Here is a 16,247-nt window from a genome sequence, read left to right as displayed (position 1 = left end):
GGTTCGAGTCCCGTCCGCTCCGCCAACATAAAGAGAAAAGCCTCATCGATTGATGAGGCTTTTTTCGTTTTACGAGGTTCAACATTTAGGTTTGTTTTCCTTTCATCGATTTGTAGGTAAGTGCTGCTACATCCTACAGCTACTTTGCTGTAAATTTTCAGCTACAACTTTGTGCTTAATTCAAAATACTTAGACTCATCCCTATAGACTAATAGCGAACCTACGCAGTATTCTATTGTTAGGTAAGTTTCTGTTAGCTATTCATTTTGTTTGGCTTTTACTATTACATTGGATGTATGTTGAATCGTTTCCCCAAAATCTCCCTGAGCCTACTGGTACCGACCTTTGTTGTGGTGCTATTCACGGTGATCGTAACAATCCAGTTCTTTGTTGAGCGAAGTCAACTGCAGCAAGACCTTGCCGAATCTAAGTCAGAACAAATTACTAGTTCTTTATTCCGAATGCGCCATGTAGTTGAGTCAGCCTTATCGAACCAAGATTTAGAGCGTATTGAGCAAGAAGTTTCCCTGGTTGGCACTGATGTTAATATGCAGGTTTATGCACTGCTAGATATGTCTGGAGAGATACATTACGCCAACCATGTTATTTGGCGTGAGAGTAACGCAAAGAGTGTACTTGAGGGATACCAAGAGCAACTTCATCAAAATGTTGTTACCAACGAGCAAGCGTTTGTCGATATTGACTTCGAGCGACTGGAAATCCAAGTCTATTACCCTTTGAATAGTAACAATCGCTACAGCTATTCCAACACCATTAACCTTATCTATCTTGAATATGGCATTTCAGGCCTAGTTTCTAGTGCCTCAGACCAACTATTAGCCCGCTTTGTCTATGTACAGGCTTCTGGACTAATAGCGATTATTTTCTTTTGTCTTACGCTTCACTGGTTGCTTGTAAAGCCACTCAAGCGGCTCAGCGCTAGTGCTAGGCATGTAGGCGAAGATAGTTTTGATGCTGATTTTGTCAGCCCATCTAAAGAGGTCGCCGATCTTCGCGATTACTTAAAACTGGTAAGCGGTAAGCTAAGCCGTTGTAACAAGCGCCTCAATGATGCTGAGCAGCGTTGGCTGTTCGCTGTAGAGGGGGCTCGCAATGGTATTTGGGATTGGGATTTAGTATCGGGTGATGTGTTTATTTCTGACCGCTGGAAAGAAATTTTAGGTTATCAAGCCTACGAGTTAGACAATGATTACAGTGTGTGGGAGTCGCGCTTACACCCAGAAGATAAACCTCAGGTACTGCTTACTTTACAGAACTATATCAATAACAAAACAGATAACTATGAAAGTGTTCACCGTCTTAGGCACAAAACTGGACGTTACACCTGGGTGCTTGATCGTGGGAAAACAGTTGAATGGGACTCAAAAGGCAGCCCAACAAGGCTTATTGGCAGTATTACTGATGTAACTGGTGACGTGAAAACTCAGCGGCTCGCACCGAGCAAAAATGCAAGTCAGTCCAACTTAACTGATTTGATTGACCGTGAGTCTCTGGCCAATGAGCTTTATGATTTACAGGTCTACAGCCGCAAGGCCGGCCAGTTCTCCGCGTTGTTAATGATTAACCTTAACAACTTCAAGTTGATTAACGATGCGCTGGGTCGGCAGATTGGCGACAGATTGCTTATTCAAATTGCCGCGCGCCTAACCGGTGCTTTTTCTCATGTGGGTACGGTGGCTCGCCTTGGCTCTGATGAATTTGTGATCCTGGCGCGAAATTTTGGTGGGGAGTTAGAACAAGCCAATAAGCGTGCCTTGGCGTTGGCAAGTGAGGTTAGACAGCTAATTGGTCGTAGCTTCAGTGTCTCCGAGCAGAACTTATCGATCTCAGCGCGGGTGGGTATTGTTGTATTCGAGGGCATTGAGTCATTAGAACCGCAAACCTTGTTAGCTCGGGCTGATGGTGCACTTGTTCAAGCAAAAGATAGTCGCTCTAACGGCTGCGCAATCTACTACCCACATTATGATGAGAATTCGCGCCCATTTGATTTGGGCCATGAGCTCAAACAGGCGTTGGCAAGCGAGCAAATTTCCTTAGTTTATCAACCTGTAGTCGATCAGGCTGGGCGATTGCATTCGTTAGAGGCTTTACTGCGCTGGTATCACCCATTACATGGCTTTATTTCGCCGAAAAAGTTTATTCCTATTGCCGAGCTGTCTGACAGCATTTTTGAGCTAGAGTTATTGGCGATTGAACAAGCTTGCCACTTAATTCGTGAGTTACAGCAAGATGAGCAACAAGCACCACTGATCTCCATTAATATTTCATCGCGTCATTTTCATCAAAGCCACTTTGTCTCTATGGTGGTGAGTAAGATCCAGTCCAAAAAGGTTAAACTACAGAACATTCAGCTTGAGCTTAAAGGCGACATCTTCTCGGTTAATGCTGATGAGGCAAGATTAAAGTTATTGGAGCTTCAGCGCCACGGATTGAAAGTAGCGCTGGATGATTTTGGTGCTGGTTTATGCGCGTTTTATCAGATCCAGGGGATAGGTTTCTCACAGGTGAAGTTGTCACAACATTATCTAAATAACCTTGAAAGCTCTACGGAATCAATCAACGTACTTAACGGTGTAGTTGATTTGGCAAGACAATTATCTTTGCCTGTGGTTGGCAAGCATATTGAAAACAAGATGCAGCTTCACAAATTAACACAAGCCCGTTGTAGCTACTTCCAGGGCTATATTATTAGCCGCCCTCTGAATATCACCGACACTAAGCAGTTGATTCAGTCGCAGCTTTCATTGAGTGTTGTGACATAAATGACAGCGCTTTATTTAACGCAAAGTCGCGCATTGAGTCTGACTCAATAAATACCTCGTGGGACGAGCCCTGTACCACTACTTTATGGCACATGTCGTTTAGGCTGGCATCTTGGGCACTGTTGCAGACAATTTTATCTTCGCTTGCCTGCAGGATAAGCCTGGGCGTTTTAATTGCGGCACTGATTTCAACGCACTTATCTGCAGCGACAATGGCTTCAATTAACCAGTGATTGGTGGGCGAGCCTAATTGCACACTAGGGGTTTGCGCATAAGTATTGCGGTAGTCTTGGTAGCGAAGTTGGCTGTGAGTTAGGTGATTATCAGCAAAGCTAGGTGCGTCGTAATCGCTGCCACCAAGGACATAGTTGCAATGGTATAGCGCCCCTTGAGATTTGCAACGGTTTAGCCTTCTTGCTAACCACAAGATAAATTGTTTATGTACTGGCAGTTTGATACCAAACATGGGTGCTGAAAACACCGCCGAGTTAAACCAGTTTGGTTGTCGTTGTAGTAATAGGGTCGCAATGGCGCTTCCCATTGAGTGAGCCAGCAAGTACAGTTGTTCGTGTTGTTGAGGAAGCACAACTTGCTCGACAAACAACTCTAAATCATCAACATAATCATCAAAGTTAGCCACAAAACCCTGATGTGGGTTGCTGGTTTGTCTTTGTGACAATCCTTGCCCCCGGTGATCTATTGCATAAACACTATATCCTTGCTGATACAGGTCATACATTAACTCGCGATATTTGATATAAGACTCAACACGACCATTGCTTATTACGATCGCTTTGTTGTTATCAGGATGATGAATGTAAGCGTAGGCAAGCTTTAGTTGGTCACGGCAGATGAGTTGCTGTTGCGACACTTGTTGCCAGAAGTCAGTTAGCTGCTGGTTATTTAGTTCGTGTTCTGAGGAGAAGCGCTGAGTCATTAATGGATATCAGTTACAACTTGGATGGCTCATTATGGGCTGGGCAAGAGAGTCAACGCAAGCCTTGAGCAAATGATAGATATTAAAAAGCCAGCAGGGGCAAATCGCTGCTGGCCATTTATACTTAGCGGCAATCAAAGCTAGGATTGATACTTAGCAATAAACTGATCAATCATTTGCTCAAGGATCGGCATAGGCACCGAGCCATTTTCTAACACCGCGTCGTGGAAGGCGCGAATATCAAAGTCTTCACCGAGTGCATTTTCGGCTTTTGCTCGCAAGCGCTTAATGGTTAACTCACCAATCTTGTATGACAGAGCTTGACCTGGCCATGAGATATAGCGGTCAATCTCTGTGGTGACGTTATGCATCGACAGTGCGGTGTTACTTGCCATGTAGTCGATTGCTTGTTGGCGTGTCCAGCCTTTGGCATGCATACCAGTATCTACAACCAGGCGAGCGGCACGCCACATCTCATAGGTTAAACGACCAAAGTTGCTATAAGGGTCTTGATAGAAGCCTGCTTCTAACCCTAAGTATTCAGAATACAATCCCCAACCTTCGCCAAATGCCGAGATATAGCTATAGCGACGGAAGTTTGGCAAGTTATCCAACTCTTTAGTTAAGGCAATTTGTAAATGATGACCGGGCACGGCTTCGTGCAATGTTAGCGCCTCTAGCTCATACAATGGGCGCTGCTCCAATGCATAAGTATTTACCCAGTAATAACCAGGTTGGTCATCGCTGTTTGAACCAGAATATCGACCGGTCGTATATTTAGGGGCGATTTCTGCTGGAACTGGTGCTATGCCGTAAGGTTGGCGCGGTAGGTTACCAAAGTACTTAGGTAACATGGCATCGGCTTTTTTGGCGATGTATGAGGCTTCTTTTAACAATTCCTCAGCTGTTTTTGGGTAAAACTGTGGGTCGGTGCGCAGGAAGTGTAAGAAGTCTGCAAAGCTGCCTTTAAACTCTACGTCATCGATAATTTGCTGCATTTCAGCGCGAATACGGGCGACTTCTTTTAGTCCTAGTTGGTGAACCTCATCTGCTGTCATATCTAGTGTGGTGTAGTAGCTAACGCGGTTAGCGTAGAAGGCTTCACCATCTGGCATAGCCGATGCGGCGATTTCTTCACGAGCATTAGGAATGTATTCCTCGGTCATAAAGTCATAAAACGCTTGATAGCTAGGAATGACTTTATCGCGTATTGCTTGTAAGCCTTGTAGGGTTAATTCGTCACGCTGCGCTTTAGTAAAATGCTTAGGGAATTGCTCAAACGGTTGGTAATAGCCACTGTCACTCGGCTCGGTAATGTAAGGGCTAATACTGTTTTCAAAACCGTTTAGTGTGACTTTTGCTGGAGTAATACCAACGCTAAGTCCTTGTTTAAGCCAGAATGTTTGCTGGGCAAAGTAATTTGGCAGTGCTTCTAATTTGGCTAAATAGTGCTGATAGTCGGCATAAGTTTTAAAACGGCCATTGGCAATTGAAGCTATGTAGGCATGAAAACCACTTTCTGCGGTGATTGGCAGGTAGTGATCCTTAAAACGGTACATATCGACCTGGTTTTGCAGTTGGTCTTGCAAAATAGTCAAATTAATTAGGTCGCTATTGCTCAACTCGCTGCGATCAATCGCTTTGGCTGCATCAAGTAAACTCTTGGTGGTGATATGGCGCTGGGCAAGTGCTTCTGGCGACATATCTGTGAGTTTACCTTTTGCTGATTCATCACCAAATTGGGCTGCCATACCTGGATTGCTTGCTAAAGTGTGTGCCCAGCTTTTATCAATTAGGTCTTGCACGTCTTTGGCGATAATTGGCGCTGCTTTTATCGCTTTTGTTGTGTCAGTTTGAGTATTTTTAGCCTGGTTAGTTTGCGTTGGATTAATGCGCTTTGCATCATAAGCATTTTTTTGAGCTTCAAATGAAGTGGTATTGACTGAGCAGCCTGAGATGGCTGCTACAGCAAGCAGTGATAACAGTGAAACGCGCATTATTATTCCTTAAAACTTCCGAGTCAGATAGCTTGAGTATGCCCGATACTTGCATAAAAAACATGTCACTGAATCAGAAAACTCTGCTGAAAATTGTCACTTTATGTTAATTAAAGAACTGTGTGTTTGTATTATTATGTTAAACTTGCTCAATGCTCAGACCGATAAATCAAACCACTGGCGAGCAAATTTTGTATAGGGGCAAAGTATGATCGATAAAACACTACCATTGGTTGATTTGCATCGTCATTTAGATGGCAATGTCAGGGTAAATACCATTTGGGAATTAGGCCACAAGCACGGTATTGAGCTACCAGCGCAAAGCCTGGAAACGCTTGCACCTTTTGTGCAAATTCAGGGCAAAGAGAACAATCTGGTTAACTTTTTAAAGAAACTAGATTGGATGGTTGCTGTATTGGCAGACTTAGATGCAGTGAAACGCGTTGCATATGAAAACGTCGAGGATGCAGCTGTATCAGGTTTGGATTACACCGAACTGAGGTTCAGCCCTTACTACATGGCAATGAATCATAAGTTGCCAATTGAAGGTGTGGTTGAAGCGGTCATTGATGGCGTACAAGCCGGCTTGAAGCAGTTTGATGTTGAGGTCAACCTCATTGGTATTATGTCGCGCTCGTTTGGTCAGCAGGCTTGTCAGCAAGAATTAGATGGCCTATTAGCGCACAAAGAAAAGCTGGTAGCGATGGATTTAGCTGGTGATGAGTTAGGTTTTCCAGGAGAGCTGTTTACCGACCATTTTAAGCAAGTACGTGATGCCGGTTTAGCGATTACTGCACATGCTGGCGAAGCGGCAGGTGCTGAAAGTATGTGGCAAGCGATTCAAGACTTAGGTGCAACCCGAATTGGTCATGGTGTTAATGCTATCCATGACCCTAAGTTGATGGAGTACCTGGCTGCCAACAATATTGGTATTGAGTCTTGCCCAACCAGTAATTTACATACTTCAACTGTGGCTGATTATGACTCTCACCCTCTGACTAAGTTTATGGATGCTGGAGTGTGTATTGGCCTTAATACTGATGACCCAGGGGTAAGTGCTATCGACATTGGTCATGAGTATCGCGTGGTGAAATCTGAAATGGGTTTAACTGACGAGCAGTTAGCACAGCTGCAGCGCAATGGCGTGGAAATGGCATTTATGTCAGCGGCAAGTAAACAAGCACTTTACGACAAGGTTCGTGCAAAGTCGGCTTAATAGCGGCTTAGTCTATAGGTGAGGTTTGCCTCGTAACTAGCGAGAAAGCGTTAGGTATTAACCAACAACCTTGCATATTCAAACATTAAAAAAGCCAGCTTAAGCTGGCTTTTTTGCATCTAAACAGTATCGAAATCGGGTGATTAAATCACGCGAGAGAACTGCTGCTGACGGGCTTTTTGACGGAAGTACACATCAAAACACATACAGATATTACGAATGAGCAGGTGACCCGTTGGGCTCACAGTTAAACGACGGTCGGTAATATCTACCAGCTTGTCATCGAGGAAGGTCTGCATTAGCTCTAGGTCTTCTGCGAAGTAATCTTCAAACTTAATGTCAAAGCGCTGGTCGATGTCAGCCATATCTAAGTCAAAGTGACAAATGATTTGCTTAATCACAGCGCGGCGGATTTCGTCGTCGCGGTTTAAGCTACAGCCTTTCCACAATGCGTGGCCTTGATCATCAATCGCTTCATAGTATGGGCGTAAGTCTTTTTGGTTCTGCGCGTAGCAATCGCCAATCTGACTGATTGAAGATACACCTAAACCAAGTAGGTCACACTCTTCTTGCGTGGTGTAACCTTGGAAGTTACGGTGCAGTTTACCTTCACGTTGCAGACGTGCTAGCTCGTCGTCAGGCTTAGCAAAGTGATCCATACCAATGAATTGATAACCGGCGTTGGTTAATGACTCGATGGTTTGGTGCAACATGTCTAGTTTTTGCTGCGGCGTTGGCATGTCAGCATCTTTAATCTTACGCTGAGCGGCAAAGCGCGATGGTAAGTGAGCATAGTTGAACACTGATAAACGGTCCGGTGATAGCTCGATGATGCGGGCAATAGTTTGCGCAAAGGTTTCTGGTGTTTGTAGCGGTAGACCATAAATAAGGTCAACGTTGGTCGATACAAACCCAAGTTCTTTAGCGCGTGACATTAAGTCAAAAATGAACTGCTCATCTTGTTCGCGATTCACTGCTTTTTGCACATCTTTATTGAAGTCTTGTACACCGATAGAAATACGGTTGAAACCTGCTTCTTTCAAAGTATCAAGCATAGTTAGCTCGATTTCGCGTGGGTCAACTTCAATCGAGAACTCACCCACTTCAGCAAAGTTGAAGTGTGATTTAATCAGTGCGGTAAGCTTTAAGATTTGCTCAGGGCTCAAGAAAGTTGGCGTGCCGCCACCCCAGTGCATTTGAGTCACTGTGTAGTCTTTAAATAATGGTGCGCGCTTAACAATTTCAGCCGCTAGATATTCAATATATTGGTCGGCTTTGTGGGCGTGGCGAGTGATGATTTTATTACAGCCACAGTAATAACAAAGCTTGGCACAAAATGGGATGTGCACATATAGCGACAACTTGTCTGATTGACTGTTCTCAATCGACGTTAATAAATTTTGCTCAGTAAAAGTGTCGTCGAACTCGAGTGCGGTCGGATAAGACGTATAACGGGGACCGCTGTAATTGTACTTCTCGATCATCGACTGATCCCAACTAATCTGTGTGGGCTGCTTCAAGGCGTGTCCTCCGGAGGGTAAATTAGCAACCACCGAAGTATGCAGTTAATAAGGGCAAATAACTATGATCTAGGTTGTAAAATTGGTATTTGTTGTTAATTTTTTATGGGTCTGATAGGCGTTTTTGACTGTGATTGTTAAGTTTTGTGGTGCGCCTCACAGCTTTGTCTTTGCATTTTTTCAGCTGCTGCGCGGGCTACATAGTGTGGCGAGCTAGCTGGCCATATGCGCAGGCAGCATTAGGGTGTTACCGTAAGCGAGAAGGTTTGCTGACCCAGATTACGGCCTTTGCCATCATAGCGGCGCTCAGTGAAGCTACAACTGCCGCATTTATCTCTGAGTAGCACGCTGGTTGAACGGGTGCCATATTCGGCATGTTTGATGAAGATAGACGACAGCAAGCGTTCCCACTCCAAACTAATACCAGTTTGTGGCAGTAGCTCATCCTTAGCTGTGCTGTTGTCGAGCATGATCTCAATCAACTGATTAATATCGAGTTCACCCTGCTGCTTAATTAACTGCTCTAGCGCTTGCTCGCCCTTTGCCATTTTCGGCCACTTCTCATCAAGTGCGCCATTACTAATGGCATGAAAGCCTTTTGTTAATGGGATAGATGTTTGTTGCTGGCTATTGAAGCAAAACAGCGTCTGTTGCTGCTCGTAAATCAAATTAAAGGGTGAATATAGCGCTGCATGCTCGGTTAGCCATTGATGGTCGAGCTGATGAACTAACGCATTGACCACGAGCTCACCGCGGCTTCGTAAGTGGGTCTCTGCCTGAGCTGTGCGAATATTTGTTAGTCCTGCAAATTGCCCTGTTTCAGATACGCCCAGCCAGGTACCGCCAGCTTGAAGATCTCGCCCTGCTAAAATGCGCTTATCAGTATTATCAGCTTGCCAGTATTGGGCTGCCTGGGTTGGGCGATGGTGAAACTCGTCGCGATTAGCACATACTATGAGAGGATATTTGGGGTGAGTATCTACAGCGATAAACAAAATGCACATACTCTAACTCCAAAAAAATATCAGCCCAATCGCTTTAGTCTAATGGTGATGCGCATGAGGTCGGCTCAGCATTAACCTAGCAAGAAACTTTCGCGGGCCGACTCTTAGCAAACTTGCACTAAACAATAGCGCAATTATGGCTAAGCTAATACCGTTTAGCCAACTTGGTAAGCTGTATTGGCTTGCTTGTGGTAGTCCAATCGCGTTGATAGCGGCGACTGCAACCATTATGCAAGCTATGCTCATAGCTATTTGTAAGGCGCTCATAAGCTTAAATTGCGCCAAGTTGATAAGCGGCGCGGCGATTAGCACAAAGACTACTGCGGCAGCTGACCAGCCACTTAGCGCCAAAGCCACTGCGAGGATAGCAGCGCCGAGGTTGCAAAAACGCAGCGGTAAAAATACTGCGAATAGAATAGCTAACTGTATATAAGGGTTAGCAAACGGCATTGAAGGATGACCAATAACATGAGCCACCACTAAACTAAAAATAACCCAAGGGGCGCTACGGTCGACAATGTGGCTAAAACCAAATTGCCAAGAATTGCTCGGTAGCTGAGAATGTGGGTCAGTAACCGCAATTACTTGTTTACTTAGGAGCAGGCTTAATGCAAGCGCAACGAGTAAATGAATAACCCCATAAACGGGACCAAGCAGCATCAAACTAATAATGAGTGCCTCAGGCCCGATAAGTCTTTGTAGCCACTGAGCAAATAAATGGTGGCTGTCAGGTTTTAGGTCGAACTTAAAACGCAGCGCAGCGCCCAGATAAGCGAGCACTAGGTAAGGGGCAACTAGGAGTAACCAATCGAGCAACTGCTCAAACCCCTGAGCGTGGTCATGTCCATGATGATGACTATGGTCGTGAACATCACCATTGGCACTGCAGCCAGCGTCAAAGTGTAGCATTAGTGCTAACAGTCCCAAGCCTAATAGGCTGCCTACTCCAGCGTGGTACTGGTATTTATCTGTTTGTTGTTGATCATGTTCAACATGGGGTTGATGCAACACTACATGCAAAATAGAGCCAGTTACAAATGCTTGCAGCAAGGCTGTATTTTCAAGACTTAACTGATCAAGTACTTGCTCACTGCCAAAATAACCCACGGCGGTTAGCAGCATCATTGCCGCAATGACTAGGCTTGCCCATTTACTCCCCACTTGAGGTTTGAGCAGCCACCAAATGGCTAAGCCAACGGGTAAGCGGTGCAGGATAACCCCAATCGCCAACATGATTGAATAGTTATCTTGCTGAGCTAGCACCATGGCGCTGCCATCTGTGATGGTATGTAGCAATAGTCCGCCGATACCGAGTGCTAGCGTGATATTGTGGGTTACGTGGGAGTACTGATGAAATACGCGCTCACTGGCTGTTGGCCCCCAAAGCCCAAGGGCAACAAAAACCAGCGTTAGCCAGCCGCCATGCTCGAGAAGCTCAGGCATGATGTGAATGAGAACAAGTCCGCCAAGGGAGACAAAAATAAAGCCGTCGAGCGCTTTTTGTAGCCCACTGCCTTGGGAGAAAAAGCGGTAGCAAAGCGGCCCAAATAATAGCGCGATACAGCTGGCAACGAGATAGAGCATGATTCCCTAACAGGTATATAAAGTAGTCAAAGTCGAAAGTGCTACAGTATATCACTTCTGTTACGGGTTGTAGCAAAGCAAATAGCGGAGTTGAGCAGAATTTACAATGTGGGCAGGCCTGGTGAAGTGCAAGTCATCACCAGGCTGATTTAACTTATGCCTACGAGCAATGCAGTATTTACCGCAAACTTATAGGGTTTTGGCAAACTCGAGATAAGCGATAATGCCATCAAGTAACATTTGAATTGAGATCATCACCAGTAACATACCCATTAAACGCTCTACAGCGGTTAAGCCTTTTTCACCTAATAAGCGGTGGAATACGTCAGACATCATCAAGATCACCGCGCTAGCTGACCAAGCAGCAAACAGTGCTAGGCTCCAGTCAGTCATACGATTTGGATCAGTATGCGCTAATAGTAACAGCGCTGCTAAGATAGATGGACCCGCAACGAGTGGGATGGCTAGCGGGACAATAAACGGCTCTTCACCTGCAGCAACACCACTTATGCCGCCTTCTGATGGGAAGATCATCTTAATACCAATTAAGAACAGGATAATACCGCCAGCAATAGAGACTGCTTCTTGTTTTAAACTCAAGAAGTTAAGAATGGCCTCACCTGTGAATAAAAATACCATCATAATTGCCAACGAGATGAGCAATTCTCGGATCAGGATTTGTTTACGGCGTTTTTTTTCTACATGTTTTAGCACTGCACTGAAGATTGGCAGGTTGCCGAGAGGATCCATAATCAAAAATAACATTATGGCGGCTGAAAGGGTTTCCATTGATATTCCTAAAAAGATGTTTGTTCAATTGTAGCTGGGTAGTAAAGAGTAGCATGAAACTAGGCTAGTTGAGGATGACAAACTTGTGGCAATTTGTTTAAAACTAATGGTAAATCACTGATTTTTAGTGAGCCTGTTATTGGTTTTGGTATGAGTTGGCGTGACCAAAGTAGAGCGTCATATCTAATGAAGTAAAAAAGCTTGCCATCGGCGTATATTTCGCAAGTAACTCCTGTTAATGTTTTGTGAATTCGTTGGCTATTATAAAATTATCAATAATAGCGAGTCATAAGACAGGTAAGGAAGTCGTCATGAACAAAGCAGTTAAGGCGAGTGTACTAGCGAGTGTGTTGGGCAGTGCTTTGGCGCTGTCTACCTCGGCAGTGAGTGCACCGCATCATGGTACACCGGCCGATCCAGGGGTGATCAATAAACAGCAAATCCTTTACTGGTTGGTAAAGCGAGGAGAGCTAGCGAGTGATGCGAGTATTGCTGAGCAGCAAGCCGCTGTCGCAGCTTATATTAGTCGTCGTAATTTACGCGGTCATCAACCGATTGCGTTAGAAGCAAAAGCGCACGCTAAGCTGCATAAGCATGACAAGGCATCTCACACCATGAGTCTAATGGCAGACACTGACGTTACTAAAACCGTTAAAGTCATGGGCGTGCTGGTGGACTTTCCTGACCTTAAACATGACGACAATGGTTTGAGTGCCAGCGATACGCAAATGTACTACTCAAGCTATCCAAGCTCGCACTATCAAAACCTACTGTTCTCAACCAGTGGATTTAACGGCCCAAGCAATCAAAATTTGCAGTCTGCTTACCAGTATTTTCAAGCTGCCTCAGGGCAAAGTTTCTTCTTTACCGGTGAGGTGCTCGACTGGGTGACCGCCAGTAATAATGCCGCCTATTATGGTGGCAATGATAATGGTGACGATAAAGCTGTACCTGAGCTAGTCAAAGAGGCCGTGACAAAAGCCGTAGCTGGCATGAGTGATGCTGAGCTGGCGACTTATGATGTTGAAGACCCATACGATCTTGACGGCGATGGTAACATTGATGAGCCAGACGGCATCATTGACCATATTATGCTGTTCCACTCGAGTATTGGTGAAGAGGCCGGCGGCGGTAAGCTAGGCAATGATGCTATTTGGTCACACCGCTTTTTTGTAGATCAGCAAACGGTTGGTTACACCATTCCGGGTCGAAACATGAAGGTATTTGGCTACACAGTTCAGCCAATCGATGCCGGCATTGGTGTATGTACCCATGAGTTTGGCCATGATTTAGGCTTGCCTGATGAATATGATATTAATACCTCGTCGGAAGATGGCTCGCCTGTAGGGGCGTGGTCACTGATGTCTGGCGGTAGCTGGACAGGCTCAATTGCGGGCTCGCAGCCAACAGGCTTTAGCCCTTATGCGCGCTCGTTCTTGCAAAGCAAGTACAAGGGCAAATGGGTTAACGAGCAGCAAATCCCGTTATCAAGTATTACCAGCTCTGGGCTAGATGTTGCCCTTAATCATGCTGTGAACACTGAGCAAGTGAATCAATTATCGATTGATTTACCCTCATCAACCATCGCCTTTAAGCAGCCATTTGCCGGCAGCTATCAATACTATTCTGGCCAAGGGCATGAGTTAGATAATCGCATGTCGTTTACAACCGCATTGCCCACAAGCTCTGCGTTGACCTTGAAGTTCCAAGCTCATTGGAACATCGAAGTCGATTATGACTATATGCAGGTGCTGGTCAATGGCACTTCAGTGCCCGGTAATCACACTAAGGTTAATAATCCTTATTTTGGTGCGGTGAATCACTTTATTACTGGGCAATCGAGCACAGTACCTGGAGCAACCGGAGTCGATTCTTGGGTGGAGTTAACTTATGACCTAACAGCCTATGCTGGACAAAATGTCACAGTGGAGTTTACCTATGTGACCGACCAGGCTGTGGGCGACTATGGTATCGCAATAGATGATATTGTAATCGAGAATAGTTCTGCTGCGGTTTATCAAGATAACGCTGAAACTGATGGCACTATGACGCTTAACGGCTATGCTCGCATAACCAATGAGCGTCCGGGTGAGCCTAGACGCTATTTGGTTCAGCTGCGTTCCCATCAAGATATTGATGCCGGTTTAACCTCACGTTTATATGAGCCGGGTGTTTTGTTATGGCTTGAAAATTTTGCATTTGCTGACAACAACTCGTCACAACATGCTGGTGAAGGCTTAATTGGTGTCGTGGATGCCGACCAAAACCTCATTGGTAGCAATACCACAGACGTACAAATTCGTGACGCAGCCTTTAGTCTGTACGATCAACAAAGTTACTTTGGTGACAATCACTTAAGTGCTAATCCTATGTTTGACGACTCGCAAGACTATAGTGCGCCAACCAAACCACAAGCTGGGATCAAATTGCCTGAACTTGGCCTCACTATGGAGGTGATAGCGCAGGCAACGGATAGCACGACTGCAACCGTGCGCTTCAAGCGTGATGGTGTCGCGCCTGCTGATCTATCAGCAAGTTTTAGCCACTCTGCTAATCAAGCTGAAGTGAGCTTTAATGCTCAAGCTGCTGGTGGTGATGGTAACTACAGCTACCAATGGGACTTTGGCGTGGCAGGAGCTACCAGTACAGAAATGACACCGAGTTACATCTATGGCAGCTCGGGCGATTATACCGTGTCATTAACTGTGACTGATGGTACGGGCACTAGCGTAAATAGCAGTAACAATGTGCGAGTGGTTATTGACCCACAAGTAACCATGACAGCGAACGCAAATAATTTGGTTGTTAGCTTTGCTGCTGATGCTAGCCAAGGGTTTGGTGATTTGAATTACCTATGGAATTTTGGTGACGGTAATAGCAGTACTCAAGCAAGCGCCTCCCACACTTACGCTGCAGCCGGTAGTTATAACGTGTCAGTTGTGGTGACCGACGAGCTAGGTAATACGGCCAGCGCTTCGCAAACTGTGACAGTCTCAGCCGCAACTACTACCGATCCTGATCCGCAGCCAACCACTGGCGGCGACTCAGGTGGCGGTAGTTTAGGCTGGTTTGGTCTCGTTGCACTTACTGCTCTTGCGCTGCGTAGGAAAGCTCGTATGTCCTAGGTTTGCGAGCGTATTGGCAGGAGTTTAGGCTGCTTACTTTTGCTCATTCGTTTAAACAAGTCTACTCGTTCATGAAGCGCTCTGTTACCTATGTGACTGAGCGCTTTTTGTTCCTATGGCGTTAATGAGTAAAACCGTGAAGGTACTAAATTGAGAGGTAATTATTGCGCCATTATGTGCTTTACCGCTGCGGGTAAGAAGATTTCGCTAACGATGAGTTGTTGGCCTTCCAGGTCAAAGTAGCGTCTGCGCCCCCATAAAGTATCGGATACTTCCTGCTTGAGGCTTTGCGCCAGGTAAGCGAGCTTGCCGCAGCTAGCAAATTGCGCCACTTCAATATCACCTGGCGTGATGTGTTCGCTGTTAAATAACAGCTCTCCCAATGGGCGATTACCCAGGGTGGCGAAGGTGTGTTGCGGGCTATCGATAATTGATTGTGGGATCAGGGTGCGGGCAAATACCCAAGGTGTGCCATCGAGCGACAGTAATACTTCGCGGATCCACATCGGATGCTGGCTGTGGGGGCACTCACCGTCTAACGGCGAATGCAAATGTTCGCCCAGCACGGTTACGCTAAATTGTTGGCAATGGGCTCTAAGTTTTTGCGTCAGGCTTCCTTCATCCAACAACCAATCTTTTAGTTGGGTTTGCGGCAAGTTGTGGCTGGTTTTAGGAGAAAACCATTGAATGGACTCACCATAGGGGAAGCTAACACTAGTCACTGTCATCAAAAACTCGTTACAATACGTGGCGAGTCGCAGTTTACCATGCCAGCGACTAGGCAAAAACTATAATCAAGGTTTACACTGTAGATTATTAATTACACATGACTTTTTGCGGAGACTCCTTAATGAAAAGAATCGCTTCACTGCTGATGGTGTTGAGTTTACTTTTAAGTGTCAAAGTTGCAGTGGCAGAAGATGAGCAAGAATATGCTTATTATGGCTTTGAGCCAGATATCGTCACCAACTATATTTCCAATCGCAAAAAGCTTGGCTTTGTTAAAATCAGTGTCGAGCTGATGGTGTCTAACCCGAATGATTTGGTTGACCTAGAACATCATGATCCACTACTACGCTCTGCTATTGTGGAGATTCTAGGTAATCAGGCGGAAGATAAAGTAAAGTCACTTGCTGGGCGTGAAGAAATTCGCCGCGAGTGCTTCGAAACCGTTAATCGCTTGATAGAACAAGAAACGGGCAAAGCCACTGTAGTTAATCTGTTATTTACCAAATACTTGTACGATTAACCCCGTTGCGCTTAGCAACTGTAGGATTAACACCAGTATATCA

Annotated in this window: 11 protein-coding genes; 4 read left to right on the top strand and 7 right to left on the bottom strand. The window is 45.4% G+C overall.

Annotated features, from left to right (window positions below; all coding sequences use genetic code 11):
* The first annotated feature begins 296 nt into the window (after nucleotides 1–296).
* Complete coding sequence (locus G3R49_RS18565) at nucleotides 297–2,783, top strand: bifunctional diguanylate cyclase/phosphodiesterase (RefSeq protein WP_245335409.1); 2,487 nt, start codon at nucleotides 297–299, stop codon at nucleotides 2,781–2,783.
* Here G3R49_RS18565 and G3R49_RS18560 read toward each other — a convergent pair.
* A complete protein-coding gene (locus tag G3R49_RS18560; RefSeq protein WP_167870651.1) occupies nucleotides 2,737–3,720 on the bottom strand; it encodes an alpha/beta fold hydrolase in 984 nt (327 codons plus the stop codon). The genes G3R49_RS18565 and G3R49_RS18560 overlap by 47 nt on opposite strands.
* A gap of 140 nt (nucleotides 3,721–3,860) precedes the next feature.
* The gene (locus tag G3R49_RS18555) at nucleotides 3,861–5,717 is read right to left on the bottom strand and encodes a DUF885 family protein (RefSeq protein WP_130599609.1); all 1,857 of its coding nucleotides are present in this window, start codon (nucleotides 5,715–5,717) and stop codon (nucleotides 3,861–3,863) included.
* Nucleotides 5,718–5,925: 208 nt separating this feature from the next.
* On the opposite strand from G3R49_RS18555, the gene add reads away from it, so the two are divergent.
* Nucleotides 5,926–6,933, top strand: a complete 1,008-nt coding sequence (gene add, locus G3R49_RS18550) for an adenosine deaminase (protein WP_167870650.1) — start codon at nucleotides 5,926–5,928, stop codon at nucleotides 6,931–6,933.
* 143 nt (nucleotides 6,934–7,076) lie between these two features.
* Here add and hemN read toward each other — a convergent pair whose 3' ends face one another.
* The 4 genes from hemN to G3R49_RS18530 all read right to left on the bottom strand — a co-directional run bounded on the left by hemN (nucleotide 7,077) and on the right by G3R49_RS18530 (nucleotide 11,830).
* Nucleotides 7,077–8,453, bottom strand: coding sequence for an oxygen-independent coproporphyrinogen III oxidase (gene hemN / locus G3R49_RS18545; protein ID WP_130599605.1), 1,377 nt, complete (start codon nucleotides 8,451–8,453; stop codon nucleotides 7,077–7,079).
* Between the two features lie 239 nt (nucleotides 8,454–8,692).
* Entirely contained in the window at nucleotides 8,693–9,457 is a 765-nt protein-coding gene (locus G3R49_RS18540) for an NRDE family protein (protein ID WP_167870649.1), read from the bottom strand.
* A gap of 39 nt (nucleotides 9,458–9,496) precedes the next feature.
* A complete protein-coding gene (locus G3R49_RS18535) occupies nucleotides 9,497–11,041 on the bottom strand; it encodes a metal transporter (RefSeq protein ID WP_167870648.1) in 1,545 nt (514 codons plus the stop codon).
* 189 nt (nucleotides 11,042–11,230) lie between these two features.
* On the bottom strand, nucleotides 11,231–11,830 hold the full coding sequence (locus G3R49_RS18530; protein WP_130599599.1) for a YhgN family NAAT transporter: 600 nt from the start codon (nucleotides 11,828–11,830) through the stop codon (nucleotides 11,231–11,233).
* Between the two features lie 311 nt (nucleotides 11,831–12,141).
* On the opposite strand from G3R49_RS18530, the gene G3R49_RS18525 reads away from it, so the two are divergent.
* Nucleotides 12,142–14,955, top strand: coding sequence for an immune inhibitor A domain-containing protein (locus G3R49_RS18525; RefSeq protein ID WP_167870647.1), 2,814 nt, complete (start codon nucleotides 12,142–12,144; stop codon nucleotides 14,953–14,955).
* 161 nt (nucleotides 14,956–15,116) lie between these two features.
* On the opposite strand, the gene G3R49_RS18520 is transcribed toward G3R49_RS18525, so the two are convergent.
* A complete protein-coding gene (locus G3R49_RS18520) occupies nucleotides 15,117–15,683 on the bottom strand; it encodes a chorismate lyase (protein ID WP_167870646.1) in 567 nt (188 codons plus the stop codon).
* A gap of 122 nt (nucleotides 15,684–15,805) precedes the next feature.
* Between G3R49_RS18520 and G3R49_RS18515 the strand changes: the two genes are divergently transcribed.
* A complete protein-coding gene (locus G3R49_RS18515) occupies nucleotides 15,806–16,204 on the top strand; it encodes a flagellar basal body-associated protein FliL (protein WP_130599593.1) in 399 nt (132 codons plus the stop codon).
* Nucleotides 16,205–16,247: the final 43 nt, after the last annotated feature.

The sequence above is a fragment of the Shewanella sp. WXL01 genome, from assembly GCF_012263345.1.
Taxonomy (GTDB): Bacteria; Pseudomonadota; Gammaproteobacteria; order Enterobacterales; family Shewanellaceae; genus Shewanella; species Shewanella maritima.
This window is presented reverse-complemented; position numbering and strand designations above follow the sequence as displayed.

Bases quoted from the DNA above. Each gene is read 5' to 3' on its own strand.
- G3R49_RS18520 (WP_167870646.1), bottom strand. From the start codon at position 15,683: ATGACAGTGACTAGTGTTAGCTTCCCCTATGGTGAGTCCATTCAATGG.
- add (WP_167870650.1), top strand. From the start codon at position 5,926: ATGATCGATAAAACACTACCATTGGTTGATTTGCATCGTCATTTAGAT.
- G3R49_RS18555 (WP_130599609.1), bottom strand. From the start codon at position 5,717: ATGCGCGTTTCACTGTTATCACTGCTTGCTGTAGCAGCCATCTCAGGC.
- G3R49_RS18540 (WP_167870649.1), bottom strand. From the start codon at position 9,457: ATGTGCATTTTGTTTATCGCTGTAGATACTCACCCCAAATATCCTCTC.
- G3R49_RS18525 (WP_167870647.1), top strand. From the start codon at position 12,142: ATGAACAAAGCAGTTAAGGCGAGTGTACTAGCGAGTGTGTTGGGCAGT.
- G3R49_RS18535 (WP_167870648.1), bottom strand. From the start codon at position 11,041: ATGCTCTATCTCGTTGCCAGCTGTATCGCGCTATTATTTGGGCCGCTT.
- G3R49_RS18530 (WP_130599599.1), bottom strand. From the start codon at position 11,830: ATGGAAACCCTTTCAGCCGCCATAATGTTATTTTTGATTATGGATCCT.
- G3R49_RS18565 (WP_245335409.1), top strand. From the start codon at position 297: ATGTTGAATCGTTTCCCCAAAATCTCCCTGAGCCTACTGGTACCGACC.
- G3R49_RS18560 (WP_167870651.1), bottom strand. From the start codon at position 3,720: ATGACTCAGCGCTTCTCCTCAGAACACGAACTAAATAACCAGCAGCTA.
- G3R49_RS18515 (WP_130599593.1), top strand. From the start codon at position 15,806: ATGAAAAGAATCGCTTCACTGCTGATGGTGTTGAGTTTACTTTTAAGT.